The sequence below is a fragment of the Bradyrhizobium sp. 17 genome (assembly GCF_023073515.1).
GTDB lineage: Bacteria > Pseudomonadota > Alphaproteobacteria > Rhizobiales > Xanthobacteraceae > Bradyrhizobium > Bradyrhizobium canariense_D.
In genome coordinates, this window is the sequence record NZ_JADPJQ010000130.1 from 606,808 (window position 1) to 618,916 (window position 12,109).

General features: G+C 62.9%; 12 protein-coding genes. 5 read left to right on the forward strand and 7 right to left on the reverse strand.

Going from position 1 to position 12,109, the window contains the following annotated elements; all coding sequences use genetic code 11:
- Positions 1-127: 127 nt before the first annotated feature.
- Positions 128-898, forward strand: coding sequence for an outer membrane beta-barrel protein (locus IVB13_RS39185; RefSeq protein WP_204511099.1), 771 nt, complete (start codon positions 128-130; stop codon positions 896-898).
- Positions 899-1,005: 107 nt separating this feature from the next.
- Here IVB13_RS39185 and IVB13_RS39190 read toward each other — a convergent pair whose 3' ends face one another.
- The 4 genes from IVB13_RS39190 to parE all read right to left on the reverse strand — a co-directional run bounded on the left by IVB13_RS39190 (position 1,006) and on the right by parE (position 5,480).
- Positions 1,006-1,776, reverse strand: coding sequence for a glucose 1-dehydrogenase (locus IVB13_RS39190; RefSeq protein WP_018454440.1), 771 nt, complete (start codon positions 1,774-1,776; stop codon positions 1,006-1,008).
- 20 nt (positions 1,777-1,796) lie between these two features.
- Entirely contained in the window at positions 1,797-1,982 is a 186-nt protein-coding gene (locus tag IVB13_RS39195) for a hypothetical protein (protein WP_018454439.1), read from the reverse strand.
- A 221-nt stretch (positions 1,983-2,203) separates the two neighbouring features.
- Positions 2,204-2,986, reverse strand: coding sequence for an outer membrane beta-barrel protein (locus tag IVB13_RS39200; protein WP_018454438.1), 783 nt, complete (start codon positions 2,984-2,986; stop codon positions 2,204-2,206).
- A gap of 451 nt (positions 2,987-3,437) precedes the next feature.
- The gene (gene parE, locus IVB13_RS39205) at positions 3,438-5,480 is read right to left on the reverse strand and encodes a DNA topoisomerase IV subunit B (protein WP_247492686.1); all 2,043 of its coding nucleotides are present in this window, start codon (positions 5,478-5,480) and stop codon (positions 3,438-3,440) included.
- A 273-nt stretch (positions 5,481-5,753) separates the two neighbouring features.
- Here parE and IVB13_RS39210 point away from each other — a divergent pair, with 273 nt between their 5' ends.
- The 3 genes from IVB13_RS39210 (at position 5,754) to argC (ending at position 8,156) form a co-directional block, all read left to right on the forward strand.
- Positions 5,754-6,284, forward strand: coding sequence for a DedA family protein (locus IVB13_RS39210; RefSeq protein ID WP_247492688.1), 531 nt, complete (start codon positions 5,754-5,756; stop codon positions 6,282-6,284).
- A 223-nt stretch (positions 6,285-6,507) separates the two neighbouring features.
- Positions 6,508-7,176, forward strand: coding sequence for an FMN-binding negative transcriptional regulator (locus IVB13_RS39215; RefSeq protein WP_085353489.1), 669 nt, complete (start codon positions 6,508-6,510; stop codon positions 7,174-7,176).
- Positions 7,173-8,156: an N-acetyl-gamma-glutamyl-phosphate reductase gene (gene argC, locus IVB13_RS39220; RefSeq protein ID WP_018454434.1), complete on the forward strand. Its 984-nt coding sequence runs from the start codon at positions 7,173-7,175 to the stop codon at positions 8,154-8,156. The genes IVB13_RS39215 and argC overlap by 4 nt, the downstream gene beginning before the upstream one ends.
- Positions 8,157-8,221: 65 nt before the next feature.
- Here the strand turns inward: argC and IVB13_RS39225 are convergent, their stop codons facing one another.
- The 3 genes from IVB13_RS39225 to phaC all read right to left on the reverse strand — a co-directional run bounded on the left by IVB13_RS39225 (position 8,222) and on the right by phaC (position 11,444).
- A complete protein-coding gene (locus tag IVB13_RS39225; RefSeq protein WP_018454433.1) occupies positions 8,222-8,989 on the reverse strand; it encodes an outer membrane beta-barrel protein in 768 nt (255 codons plus the stop codon).
- 182 nt (positions 8,990-9,171) lie between these two features.
- The gene (locus IVB13_RS39230; RefSeq protein WP_018454432.1) at positions 9,172-9,570 is read right to left on the reverse strand and encodes an MAPEG family protein; all 399 of its coding nucleotides are present in this window, start codon (positions 9,568-9,570) and stop codon (positions 9,172-9,174) included.
- Between the two features lie 65 nt (positions 9,571-9,635).
- Positions 9,636-11,444: a class I poly(R)-hydroxyalkanoic acid synthase gene (gene phaC / locus IVB13_RS39235; protein ID WP_026232733.1), complete on the reverse strand. Its 1,809-nt coding sequence runs from the start codon at positions 11,442-11,444 to the stop codon at positions 9,636-9,638.
- 254 nt (positions 11,445-11,698) lie between these two features.
- On the opposite strand from phaC, the gene IVB13_RS39240 reads away from it, so the two are divergent.
- Positions 11,699-11,974: a hypothetical protein gene (locus tag IVB13_RS39240; protein WP_026232732.1), complete on the forward strand. Its 276-nt coding sequence runs from the start codon at positions 11,699-11,701 to the stop codon at positions 11,972-11,974.
- Positions 11,975-12,109 lie beyond the last annotated feature (135 nt).

Consider the following 12,109-nt stretch of genomic DNA (forward strand, 5'->3'; position numbering starts at 1 on the left):
CTGCGTGCAACAGCGCAAACGGATTGAAGGCGCGCTGCTTGCCAATCCGACGTCTTAACTGTCTTGATTCAAATTTGAGTAAGACCTGCGTGTGAGCGTGCACCCATCAAAGGACACGGGGTGTACCATGCGTAACAAGTTGATTGCCGCCTTCGCCTGCACGACCGCTCTGATTTCGACCGGCGCCGCTTCCGCCGCCGATCTCGGTGCTCGGCCCTACACAAAGGCGCCGGCCTATATGGAGTCGATGTTCAACTGGACCGGCTTCTATGTCGGCGGCCACATCGGCGGTGCATGGACCAACGAGCAGTTCATCAACAACGGGACCGGGGCACCGTTTGGCGATCTGACCCCGGGGCAGGGCTACCGTCAGCGCAACTCCGGCATCCTGGGCGGCGCCCAGATCGGCTACAATTGGCAGGCCAACAACTACGTGTTCGGTATGGAAGGCACGATCTCGGGCCTCGACAACAAGGGCTCGTTCTTGAACACCGCGTTCGGCGCGGGTGACGACGTGTTCTCCTGGCGCACCAATGTGCTTGCCACCGTCGTCGGTCGCGCGGGCTTCGCCGTGCAGAACAACCTGTTCTACATCAAGGGCGGCTATGCCGGCGTGAACAACCGTCTGTCGGTCACCGATACGGTCGGTCCGGCCACCGGTTCCGGCGGTCAGACCCATTGGGCCAACGGCTGGACCGTCGGTGCCGGCTGGGAATACGGCATCACCCGCAACTGGATCGTCGGCCTCGAGTACAACTACGCAGCCTTCGCCAGCCAGACCTATCAACTCGGCGGCACCTCCGGCAATTACAGCTTCGATGCCAAGCCGCGCGACCTGCAGTGGGCCGTCGTGCGCGCCAGCTACAAGTTCGACGCGCCGGTCATCGCCCGCTACTAAGTGGGTCAACGAACGACCAAGCAGCCATAAAGACGATCACTGCCCAAATTCAAAAGCCCCGGCATTGTCCGGGGCTTCTTTTTTGTGTGCAGATTTATTGGTGCGGCCTACGCCATCACCGAGAACCCGCCATCGACGGGGATCGCGGTGCCGGTGACGAAGTTGGAGGCGGATGAGGCGAGGAACACGGTGATGCCGGCGAAGTCGTCGATGTCGCCCCACCGCCCCGCAGGCGTGCGTGCCAGCACCCGCTCGTGCAATCCCGATACCTGCTGCCGCGCACCGCGGGTCAGGTCGGTGTCGATCCAGCCCGGCAGGATGGCATTGACCTGGATGTTGTCGGGCGCCCACGCATTGGCGCAGGCGCGCGTGTACTGAACGATGCCGCCCTTGCTCGCCGCATAGGCCGTCGCGAAGCTCGCGCCGAAGATCGACATCATCGAGCCGATGTTGATCACCTTGCCGTTGCCGGACGCCTTCAGCGCCGGATAAGCCAGCTTCGAGCACAGGAAGGCGCTGGTGAGATTGGTGTTGATCACCGTGTTCCACTCGTCGAGCTCGAGCTCGTGCGGCGGCTTGCGGATGCTCATGCCGGCATTGTTGATGAGGATGTCGATGCGGCCGAAATCCCTGACGACGCGATCGATCATCGCGGCGATGGCCGCCTTGTCGGTGACGTCGGTGGCAACACTGATCGCCTTCACGCCGCGCTGGCTGAGATCAGCGACGGCGGCGGCGGATTTGGTTTCGTTGCGCCCGACCACGGCGATGTTGGCGCCGGCATCGGCGAGGCCACGGGCCATTCCGAGCCCGATGCCGCCATTGCCTCCCGTGACAATCGCGACCTTGCCGCGGAGATCGAACCGACTGGTTGTCATGCTGCTATTCCCTGGTTCTTCTATTGGTTGCTCTGCCAGATCAGCACCAGCCCGAAGCCGGCCAAGGCTGCGCCATAGCCGGCCCATTGCAGCTGGTTGACCATGAAGCTCGATCGCGGCCACGCGACGGTGCCCGTACCCTGTCCGATCCAGAGCAGCCCGACGGCAAGGGCAAACAGGCCTGCTATCAGCAGAAATCTGCGCATGCATTCCTCCCCGGCGGTTTGCTTCTGTCGTGACGCGACATGACGATTGCCGCGGCCCGAAAACTTGCCGGGAGACTAGCCGTAGCCGTGGTCGGGATACAATGGCCGCTGATGCAGGCCGCAGGGCGGATGCATGTCCATACGCAAGGTCCGCTGAAGCACCGTACAACGAAAAAGCCCCGGACGATGCCGGGGCTTTGACGTCTGAACTTGCGTTCGGATCAGTACTTCGCGACGACCGGACCGGTCCAGTTGAAGCGGTAAACCAGCGAAGTCGAGATCGTCTGGTTCCAGCTGTTGGCGCGAATGCTCTGACCGACCGGGAGGTTACCGGCATCGAACAGGATGTCCTGGGTCTTGGCATTGTAGAAGGCCGAACGGTACTCGGTCTTCATGAACCAGCCGGGCGACTGGATGCCGAAGATGTTCAGGTTGTTCTCAACGCCGCCGCCGATGAACCAGCCATTGCGGTTGTAGCCGTTGAGGTGAACGCCGGCCGGAGCGCCAGCCAAGGTCATGAAGTTGGTGCTGCCGAAGTGGGCGCCGGAGTAACCGCCGTTGACGTAGGAGAGAACGTTCGGAGCGACCAGCCAGCCGAGGCGCACACCAGCGGCCCAGGAGTCTTCCAGCTTCTGGTTGCCGGTGATGCCGAGCAGGGGATCTTGAATGGTAGCACGGATGCTGCCGAACTGACCGTCAGCGAACACGCCGGCGACCCAGGTGCCACTGAACTGCCAGTCGTAGCCGAGACCGACGGTGCCGAACCAGCCCGAGCCACCCTGGCGCTGATCGATCGTCAGGGGAACTGCGCCAACCGTGGTCTGGACGCGCTGGTCAGAGGCCGAGAGGCCGCCGCCGGCGCCGCCGAAGATGTAGAAGCCGGTCCAGTTGGCGACGGGAGCCGCCATCGGGGCCTTCGCGTAGGGACGGGCGCCAAGGTCAGCGGCCGAAGCCGAAGCGGTCATGGCAGCAACCGCGGTCAGTGCGAGCAAAATCTTCTTCATCTTAAAAATCCCCAAGCTTTGGTCTGTCTGGCAGGCGCGAGCGCACTGAAGTCCGTGTGATCTGATGTCCTGGACTATACCTGCTTCTCTCCGAAATGCTGTAGCAGGCACAGTCGCCGGGAAACGCCGCACGGCAGGGATTCTGGGTGCCGTCGTGGAAATGTGAAATAAGTACGCATTATCAATGCAGTACGTCGAATTTTGCGATTTGCGTTTTGGTAGCTTCTCGTTAGCGAATCCGGCTTTGTCCGAAATGGAGGCAGTCCTGCATCAGTCATGGCTCGGTGAGTCGTTGGCCGAGTCGCGGCGCGATGAGGCCGGGAATCAACGAAATCGAGGCGGACGTTGGCGGGATTGGCGGGAAAGAGCGGTTGTCATCTCCCAAAAAACAAAAGAGCCCCGGGCATCATGCCGGGGCTCTGGATGGATACGACCGGGCAGCGCCTGCGGATCAGACGTCCAGCAGGTCGTCATTGGCGAATTCGGCCTTGTCCGAGATGAAGGCGAAGCGGGCTTCGGCCTTGGTGCCCATCAGGCGTTCCACCGAATCCGCCGTGGTGTCGCGGTCGTCGGCGAGCAGAACCACCTTCAGCATGGTCCGCTTGGCCGGATCCATGGTGGTTTCCTTGAGCTGCGCCGGCATCATTTCGCCGAGGCCTTTGAAGCGATTGACCTCGACCTTGGCGTTGGCGTTGAACTCGCTCTTGATCAGCGCTGCCTTGTGCGCGTCATCGCGGGCGTAGACCGACTTCGTGCCGTTGGTCAGCTTGTAGAGCGGCGGCACGGCGAGGAAGAGATGGCCTTCATCGATCAGCCGCGGCATCTGCCGGTAGAAGAAGGTGATCAGCAGCGACGCGATGTGGGCACCGTCGACATCGGCGTCGGTCATGATGATGATGCGCTGGTAGCGCAGATCCTCTTCGCGATACTGCGCGAGCATGCCGCAGCCGATCGCCTGCACGAGGTCGGCGAGCTGCGTGTTCGCCGTCAGCTTGTCCTTGCCGGCGGACGCGACGTTGAGGATCTTGCCGCGCAGCGGCAACACGGCCTGGGTCTTGCGGTCGCGCGCCTGCTTGGCGCTGCCGCCGGCCGAGTCACCCTCGACGATGAAGAGTTCTGAGCCTTCCAACCCTGCATCGCTGCAATCGGCGAGCTTGCCGGGGAGGCGCAGCTTCTTGCCGGCGGTCTTGCGCGCGGTCTCCTTCTCCTGGCGGCGGCGCAGCCGCTCCTCGGCGCGGTCGACCACGAAGTCGAGCAGCCTGTTGGCCTGGTTCGGATTGCCCGACAGCCAATGGTCGAACGGATCCTTCATCGCCTGTTCGACGATGCGCTGCGCTTCGGCGGTGGCGAGACGGTCCTTGGTCTGGCCCTGGAATTCAGGCTCGCGCACGAACACCGAGAGCATCACGGCTGCACCCACCATCACGTCTTCTGACGTAATGGACGACGCGCGCTTGCCCTGGCCGACGCGTTCGGCGTGGTCCTTGAGGCCGCGCAGCAGCGCGCTGCGCAGCCCGGATTCGTGCGTGCCGCCGTCGGGCGTCGGCACAGTGTTGGTGTAGGAAGACAGGAAGCCGTCGGCATCCGCGGTCCAGGCCACCGCCCATTCGCAGGCGCCATGGGCGCCGTTGCGGCCCGACTTGCCGGCGAAGATGTCGGGATGCACCAGCGTGTCGGCATGGATCGCGGCGGCCAGATAGTCCTTGAGGCCACCGGGGAAGTGGAACGTCGCTTCCGCCGGCACGTCGTCGACGCCCTTAAGCAGTTCGGGCGCGCAATTCCAGCGGATCTCGACGCCGCCGAACAGATACGCCTTCGAACGCGTCATCTTGAACAGGCGCTGCGGCTTGAACGCGGCCTTGGCACCGAAGATGTCGGTGTCCGGCTTGAAGCGCACGCGGGTTCCGCGGCGGTTGTTGATCTTGCCGAGATCCTCGAGCTTGCCCTTCGGGTGGCCGCGCTCGAACGTCATGCGATAGAGTTTCTGGCTGCGCGCGACCTCGACCTCGAGCAGCGAGGAGAGGGCGTTCACCACGGAGATGCCGACGCCGTGCAGGCCGCCCGAGGTCTCGTAGACCTTGGAGTCGAACTTGCCGCCCGAGTGCAGCGTGCACATGATGACTTCGAGCGCCGACTTCTTCGGGAATTTTGGATGCGGATCGACCGGGATGCCGCGGCCGTTGTCCGTGACGGTCAAAAAGCCGTCCGCGCTCAATTCGACTCCGATGAAGGTCGCATGCCCCGCGAGCGCCTCGTCCATCGAGTTGTCGATGACTTCGGCGAAGAGGTGATGCAGCGCCTTCTCGTCGGTGCCGCCGATATACATGCCGGGCCGGCGGCGCACCGGTTCCAGACCTTCGAGGACCTCGATGTCGGCTGCGGTGTAGTCGGCCTCGGCACCGCCCGCGCGCGGGGCGGCCTTGGCGGCGCGGGGCTTGGGCTCATCGCCGCCGAAAAAATCGTCTTTTGCTTTGGGCTTCAACTGCTTGGACATATATCTTTATGCGTTTTGAGGGCCGCATGAGCGGCGAATCGGTTGGGCCGACTATGCCACTTCTGACTTGGAAAGGTTATCGCGGGGCGGGCCGGGCGGTGTGGTTGGGAGCCAATCCCGGCGATTTTACGCCGCATCCCCATCAATTCCCGGCAATGTGACGGTCCGGTCCGGCTGGACCTGGCTTTGTGACTTGATGTCACACAAGTCATTGGCTTACCAGTCCTTTTCATCGAGCAGCACCTTCGGGCAGGACGGAAAGGCTATTTTTGAATGGAGCAGTTTGCGCAGGGGCTCGCCGATTTCGTGCGCGCTCACCAGACGTGGGCAGCTCCCATCGTGTTCGTGCTCGCCTTCGGGGAGTCGCTCGCCTTCATCTCGCTGCTGATCCCGGCCTGGGGCGCGTTGGTCGCTATCGGCGCGCTGATCGGCGCGAGTGGCATCAGCTTCTATCCGGTCTGGATCGCCGGTGGCATCGGGGCGGCGCTGGGCGACTGGGTCTCTTACTGGTTCGGCTATCGCTACAAGGAGCAGGTCGCGCAGATGTGGCCGCTCTCGCGTTATCCGGAACTCCTGCCCAGAGGCGAGGCCTTCGTGCGCAGCTGGGGCGTGCCGAGCATCTTCATCGGCCGCTTCTTCGGCCCCTTGCGTGCCTCCGTGCCGCTTGCAGCCGGCATTTTCGAGATGCCCTATTGGAGCTTCCAGGCCGCCAATTTCGTCTCGGCACTGATCTGGTCGGCGGCGCTGCTGCTGTTCGGAGATGTGATCGCCAAGATCATGGAATGGATCTGGGGCGTGGTGTGACGTCGGAACCTTGACGGCGACCGCAACTGGCCTTATAGCACCGCGCCATGATCAACGCCGCGACCATCCTGTTCGCCCGTCGCCGCCGCCGCTCTTTAGCGGTTTGGGCGGTCGATCGCGTTTGAGATCATCGTCTTTGCCGCTGGATCCGATCCGCGGCATTCTCTCTCCTGTCAGTGCGATCTGATCCGGCGGCCACCAAGGAGGCCAGCAGGAGACTACGATGTATACGCCACCCTTTTTCAAGCAGGACCGCGCCGCGAGCCTGAAATTCGCCGACACGCGCGGCTTCGGCACCATGTGCGCCTTCGACGGCCACAAGCCGATCGCCTCGCCGCTGCCGTTCTATTTGACCTATGCCGCGGACGGCACGCCGCAGGCCGCGTTTCATGTCGCCCGTCACAATCCGCTGCTAAAGCTTGCGGATGGGACGACCTCCTGGCTCCTCGCGGTCAACGGCCCCGATGCCTACGTGTCGCCGGATTGGTACGTCTCGCCGGATCAGGTGCCGACCTGGCTGTACCAGTCGGTCCATCTGACCGGGCCGGTGCGGTTGTTGTCGGATGGTGAACTGGCCGTGCAAATCGATACGCTCAGCAACAAGTTCGAGAACTGGCTGTTGCCGAAGAAGCCGTGGACGTCGGGCAAGATGACGGCCGGGCGGCTCGAGGCGATGAAGAAGGCGATCGTGGGTCTGGTCATGACGGTTGAGGAGGTCGAAGCCAGCTTCAAGCTCAACCAGCACAAGTCCGACGCCGATTATATGGCGATCGCCAATGCGCTTGGCGCGCAAGCCCATGCCGACGCCAGGGAGATCGCGCAACTGATGCAGGACGTAAGGCCGGAGGCCTTCGCATCCGAAACCAACATGCTCGAAAGGAGCGCGCCATGAGCCTCACTGAAACGACGAAAGCACCGACCACTGGCGCTGCGACAAAGCCGGCCACCGTCTTCGTCGACGGCGGCTCCGGCACCACCGGGCTTGGCATCAACGAGCGGCTGAAGCTGCAGAGCGACGTGGTCGTGAAGACGATTGCCGACGACAAGCGCAAGGATCCCGCGGCCAAGAAGGCGCTGATGGAGAAGGTTGATCTGGTCATCCTCTGTCTGCCCGACGATGCTGCCAGGGAAACGGTTGCGCTCATCGACAGCATGGGGCCGTCGGGCCCGAAGGTGCTGGATGCCTCGACCGCGTACCGGGTCGCGCCCGACTGGGCCTATGGCTTTCCGGAACTGACGCCGGATCAGGCTGGCAAGATCAAGGCTGCGAAGAAGGTGTCCAATCCCGGCTGCTATCCGACCGGCGCGATCGCGCTGCTGCGACCGATCGTCGATGCCGGCCTGCTGCCGCGCGACTATCCCGTCACCATCAATGCGGTGAGCGGCTATTCCGGCGGCGGCAAGTCGATGATCGCGAGTTTCGAGGACGGCAGCGCGCCGTCCTTCGAACTCTACGGCCTCGGCTTCGAGCACAAGCATCTGCCGGAGATGCAGCTCTATTCGAACCTGACGCGGCGGCCGATCTTCATCCCGTCGGTCGGCAACTACCGGCAGGGCATGCTGGTGTCGGTGCCGCTCCAGCTCGACACGCTGCCCGGCAAGCCCAGCGGCGCCGATCTCCAGGCCGCGCTGGCAAAGCGTTACGCCGGCTCGAAATACGTCTCGGTGATGCCGCTGCAGAACGAGACGACCAAGGGTGGCAAGCTCGAGCCGGAAGGGCTCAACGAGACCAACACGCTCGAACTCTACGTCTTCGCCAGCGACAAGTACCATCAGGCGGTGCTGGTCGCGCGGCTCGACAATCTCGGCAAGGGCGCGTCCGGCGCGGCCGTGCAGAACATGCGACTGATGCTGGGATTGCCGGAGGCGTAGGAGCAACATTCGCTGCTCGTCATGACCGGGCTGGTCCCGGGCATGACGGCCGCGAGGGGCGCTTCTCAGTACTTCGCGATGATCGGGCCGCCGAACCTGTAGTTGATGCGGGCCGTGATCAAGTCGACGTCCTGGCCAATGCGGTCGGTACGTGAGAACGTGCCGACGGGTGCCAGCACGCCGTTTGCCGTGAGGGTAACGTCGCGCCGGCCCATGAACAGATGGTCGTATTCGAGGCCGACCGACCAGTTCGGCGCAAAGCCGTATTCGATGCCGACGCCGACCGTGCCGCCCCAGCGGGTGTCGTCGGCACCGTCGAACTCGGCTCCGGCCAGACCGCCGGTTCCGATGCCGCGGTAGCGATTGCGGGTGACGGCGGCGCCGCCCTTTGCGTAAAGCAGTGCGCTGTTCCAGGCGTAGCCGATCTGGCCGGTGAACAGGCCGAAAGCATCGACACGGGTGCGGTTCGCGACGCCGAGCACGGTGCTGGCGTTCCGGCCGGAGAGGTCCGCCCAGTCGCCCTGCGCTTCGAGGCCGAATACGAAGGCGCTGCTCTGCCAGCGATAACCGATCTGGCCGCCGGCGACGGCGCCCGTCGCGTCATGGCAGCCTTCCGCAACGCCGGCCGCGAAACCAACCGTCTGGTCCCAGCAATTGCGTGACGAGCCATATCCGCCGTTGGCGCCGATGTAGAAGCCGCTCCAATCATAGATCGCGGCGATCATCGGCGGCGCCTTGGTGTAGGGACGGGCGGCGAGATCTGCGGCGTTAGCCTGGGTCGCGACGGCAACGAGCGACAACGCGCCGACGGCGGATGCAATCTTCCAATTCATGTCTGCCCCGAATCAATCAATTGCGATGGGCAAATATACCTCTGGATGTGCGATCCATCGTGTCAGCCCAAGAGTGCATTGCTGCTTTTTTCCGCACTGTCGTCATTCGGCAACACCGGCAGCCGCGATAGGCCTTCGAGATTTCACCCGTTCGTTGCAGGCGCCAACCCAACCGGGGCCGATCAGAGCACCTTGAAGATCGCGAGCGCCAGCACGGCTTGGGCGAGAAAACCGACGGTGAAGGCGAGGGTGCGGAAGACGGGAATACCCATCGCATAGACGATCAGATGCGCAACGCGCGACCAGAAATAGACGGCGCAGGCAAGCACCGTCCACTTCGAGGAGTAGTCGATCGCATTCAGGATCAGCACCAGCGGCGCGAACAGCACGAGGTTCTCGACGGCGTTGTCATGCGCGAACATCAGGCGGTTCGCCCATTCCGACTGCGGCTTGTCGGTGCGCGAGGGATTGGCCATCGCACCACCAAGCCCGCGAATCTGGCAGCGGTTGATGGTGTAGGGAATCCAGAGGATTCCAGTCAGGACCACCGTCAGTGTCAGCCAGAACAATTCACGCGTCATAACCCGGTCCCCTCATCAATTTCTGCTGCAGGCATGGAGCTTATACGAAAGCGCGAAAGATTCTGCTATGCGCGAACCCTGACATAGCTGCCGGGTGCGTCCTCGATCGGGGGAAACGCCTCGCTGCCGACCGTGCGGGCCGGGACTTCCTCGGGATCGAGTGCGCCCAGCCATTGCCGCCAGTCCGGCCACCAGGAGCCCTTGTGCTCGACCGCGCCCTTCATCCACTCGGCGACGTTGGCGGACTTCACGTTGTCGTTGGTCCAGTACTGGTATTTGTTCGAGGCGGGCGGATTGACCACGCCGGCGATGTGGCCCGAGCCGGACAGCACGTATTTCACCGGGCCGCCGAAGAACTGGGAGCCGTACAGCACCGATTCAGCCGGCGCGATATGGTCCTCGCGGGTTGCGAGATTGTAGATCGGCACCATGACCTTGGAGAGATCGAGCAAGGTGTTGTCCAGCACCAACGTGCCGGTCGAGAGCCGGTTCTCAAGGTAGCAATTGCGCAGGTAGTACGAATGGTTCGACGCGGTCATGCGGGTCGCGTCCGAATTCCAGTGCAGCAGGTCGAACGCGCTCGGCTGCTGGCCTTTGAGGTAATTGCTGACGACATAGGACCAGATCAAATCGTTGGAGCGCAGCATGTTGAAGGCCATCGCCATCTTCGAGCCTTCGAGCACGCCCGCCGCCTTCATGTCCTGCTCGAGGGATGCGATCTGCTCCTCGTCGACGAACACGAGCAAATCACCGGCATGGGTGAAGTCGACCTGTGCCGCGAAGAACGTCGCGGACGCCACGCGCTGGCGGCGCTTCTCGGCGAGCCAGGCCAGCGTGGTCGCGAGCATGGTGCCGCCGACGCAATAGCCGGCGGTGTGCACCTTCATCTCGCCGGTGACCTTCTCGATCACGTCCATCGCCGTGAGCGGGCCTTCCTTCATGTAGTCTTCCCAGCTCTTGGCTCCGAGGCGTTTGTCGGGATTGACCCATGAGATCACGAACACGGTGATGCCCTGATCGACGCACCATTTGATGTAGGATTTCTCCGGCTTGAGATCGAGGATGTAGAATTTGTTGATCCAGGGCGGGATGATCAGGAGCGGCGTGCGCAGCACCTTCTCCGTCGCCGGCGCATACTGGATCAGCTGCATCATCTCGTTCTGGTAGATCACCTTGCCCGGCGTCGTCGCCATGTTCACGCCGACGACGAGATTGTCCGGATCGGACTGACGGATCTTCAGCGTGCCCTTGCCGGCGGCGATGTCCTCGGCCAGCATCTTCAGGCCGCGCGCGAGATTTTCGCCGCTGCTGGCCACCGTCGCGCGCAGCACTTCCGGATTGGTCAGCACGAAGTTGGAGGGCGATATCGCGTTGGTGACTTGCTGGACGTAGAACTCGGCCTTGCGGCGGGTCTGCGGATCGAGGCCCTCGGCTTCGCGCACAAGCTCCTGCGCAAATTTGGTCGTGAGCAGATAGAGCTGCATCATGAAATCGAAGAACTGGTTCGACTTCCATTCCGGATCGGCAAAGCGCTTGTCGCGCGGCGAGGGTGCGATCGCGGGCGGTGCGTCCTGACCGGCCATGCGGCGCGCCGCCGAGCCCCAGAGGTCAAGATAGTCCTTGGCGAGCTTGGTCTGGAGTGCGGAGGCCCGCGACGTATCCGACAGCCAGTATTCGGCGACGGCGGTGAAGGTCTTGATGACCTCGGTAAGCTCCGCCGGCGGACGATCCTGCACCTCGCCGCTCTCGCGCGGCTTCAGGTACGCGGCAAGCGCCTTGCCGCCGCTTTCCATCGCCCGCGCGACATTCATCGCGAAGGCTTCCGCATCGAACTTCGTCTCGGGTTTGGGCGTATCGGTGGTGGCCATACTCATGAGGAGAACAGTAACGATTCATTCCGTATTCGTCACCGCGAAGCTCGCATGTTTGGCGTTAAACACTCTCGAAGATGTGTTGCAGTGCGACAAAATTTTCTTGGTTCCGTCACAATCGAGCCGCACCGCTCGGCTTGATGGACTGGGGCTATTTTCTCGCTCGCACCATTTGGGCAGCAATGGTTTGAGCTTGGGCGCGGACTTGGGTAAGGTTGCCCGGGGCCGTGCTTTGGGACGAAGTGGGGATTTCCCTAGTGTTGGCGTTGTGGGACCTGCAAAAGTCGCGGCGGATCTGTGGCGCGCTGCTGATGGCGACGCTCGCCCTGGGCGGCTGCTCGAGCCAGCTCGCGGATATGACGCCTTCCGATGCTCAAGCGCATCCCAGAGAGGCCGGTAGCTATCTGCCGGTGCACGATCTGCCGCCGGATCGCGATCAGGCCGTCATGCCGCCGGACCAACGCGCCAAGATCGAGGCCGAACTTGCTGCCGCGCGCGACCGTCAGGCGGTTGCCACCAAGGACGCGAAATAGGGCGCCGCAAGGTAATCGCTGGCGCCTCCGCCTCGCCGTGCTAAAAGACCTTAGTTCAGCCGAGAGTCAGGGCGAACGACTTCAGTCAACATCGTCGATGATTGCTCTAAGTATTTGATCTTGAGTAATTTTCGC

Bases quoted from the DNA above. Each gene is read 5' to 3' on its own strand.
- IVB13_RS39185 (WP_204511099.1), top strand. From the start codon at position 128: ATGCGTAACAAGTTGATTGCCGCCTTCGCCTGCACGACCGCTCTGATT.
- IVB13_RS39190 (WP_018454440.1), bottom strand. From the start codon at position 1,776: ATGACAACCAGTCGGTTCGATCTCCGCGGCAAGGTCGCGATTGTCACG.
- IVB13_RS39195 (WP_018454439.1), bottom strand. From the start codon at position 1,982: ATGCGCAGATTTCTGCTGATAGCAGGCCTGTTTGCCCTTGCCGTCGGG.
- IVB13_RS39200 (WP_018454438.1), bottom strand. From the start codon at position 2,986: ATGAAGAAGATTTTGCTCGCACTGACCGCGGTTGCTGCCATGACCGCT.
- parE (WP_247492686.1), bottom strand. From the start codon at position 5,480: ATGTCCAAGCAGTTGAAGCCCAAAGCAAAAGACGATTTTTTCGGCGGC.
- IVB13_RS39210 (WP_247492688.1), top strand. From the start codon at position 5,754: ATGGAGCAGTTTGCGCAGGGGCTCGCCGATTTCGTGCGCGCTCACCAG.
- IVB13_RS39215 (WP_085353489.1), top strand. From the start codon at position 6,508: ATGTATACGCCACCCTTTTTCAAGCAGGACCGCGCCGCGAGCCTGAAA.
- argC (WP_018454434.1), top strand. From the start codon at position 7,173: ATGAGCCTCACTGAAACGACGAAAGCACCGACCACTGGCGCTGCGACA.
- IVB13_RS39225 (WP_018454433.1), bottom strand. From the start codon at position 8,989: ATGAATTGGAAGATTGCATCCGCCGTCGGCGCGTTGTCGCTCGTTGCC.
- IVB13_RS39230 (WP_018454432.1), bottom strand. From the start codon at position 9,570: ATGACGCGTGAATTGTTCTGGCTGACACTGACGGTGGTCCTGACTGGA.
- phaC (WP_026232733.1), bottom strand. From the start codon at position 11,444: ATGAGTATGGCCACCACCGATACGCCCAAACCCGAGACGAAGTTCGAT.